This is a genomic window from Bradyrhizobium sp. 199 (genome assembly GCF_023073355.1).
Classification (GTDB): Bacteria; Pseudomonadota; Alphaproteobacteria; order Rhizobiales; family Xanthobacteraceae; genus Bradyrhizobium.
Genome location: NZ_JADPJI010000007.1, coordinates 1 through 635 on the forward strand (window position 1 = coordinate 1; position 635 = coordinate 635).

Consider the following 635-nt stretch of genomic DNA (forward strand, 5'->3'; position numbering starts at 1 on the left):
GCGCTGTCGACCCGCCAGTCGATCGCGGTCTCCGCGCTGTCGCTGGCCAACCAGTCGCAGCAGAGCGTGCTGCAGCTGCTCCGCTAACAAGCGGACGACATCGCAAAGCAAGATCCGGCGGCGGGGCTTCGGCCCCGCCGCTTCTTTTTGCCGGCATCGGAGTGCCGCTCGGCAAGCGGAGACCATGCATCCAGATGCAGACAATTGCTCACTCTGAGTTATGGTTGACAAGTCGCAAACGCCTCATCGCTGCATCAAAAAGCATCGTTCTATCAGGGCGATATGGACGAGCACGTTCAGGCTCCGAACGCGCGTATGGTGAATCCGGGCAAGGACTGGCGCGACATGCTTCATGCTTTGTTAGCCCTCAACGTTCACCGTTTCGGACATCGATTAATCCTAATCGAAGTTTGTTGCGTTGCGTACCAGAAGGGTAACACTCAATGTCCGGTATCGTCCTCTCTTCCTCGGTTCGTCAGAACCTGCTCTCCCTCCAGTCCACCGCTGACCTTCTCGCCACCACGCAGAGCCGCCTTTCGACCGGCAAGAGCGTCAACTCGGCCCTGGACAATCCCACCAACTTCTTCACGGCACAGTCGCTCGACAACCGCGCCAGCGACATCAACAATCTGCTC

At 58.6% G+C, this 635-nt stretch carries 1 pseudogene; it reads left to right on the forward strand.

What is annotated here, in order from left to right:
- Positions 1-443: 443 nt before the first annotated feature.
- Positions 444-635 (forward strand): annotated as a pseudogene (locus IVB28_RS22510) (flagellar protein); the annotation flags it as partial.